We start from the raw sequence: 263 nt of genomic DNA on the forward strand, positions 1-263 counted from the left end.
CAAAGTTGATACGCAATTTGGCCCAATTGAAGTGCAAGTGCCTCGGGATCGCAACAGTCAATTTCATCAGCACACGCTGCCTGACTACAAGCAGCACTCTGATGTTTTGGAAAGCACGATTATCAAGCTCTACTCCAAAGGCGTAACTACCAGAGAAATCGCTGACTTGATTGAGAAAATGTATGGCAGTCATTATAGTCCAGCTCAAGTATCAAATATTTCCAAGCAGATGATTCCAAAGGTTGAGGCTTACCACAAACGCA

General features: G+C 43.7%; 1 protein-coding gene. It reads left to right on the forward strand.

Translation table 11 applies throughout. The features are described 5' to 3' along the window. The coding region (locus CP352_RS10930) for a transposase (RefSeq protein ID WP_198995333.1) at positions 1–263 on the forward strand (263 nt) is incomplete at both ends.

Source organism: Lactobacillus sp. UMNPBX1, assembly GCF_002554085.1.
In the GTDB taxonomy this organism is placed as follows: domain Bacteria; phylum Bacillota; class Bacilli; order Lactobacillales; family Lactobacillaceae; genus Lactobacillus; species Lactobacillus crispatus.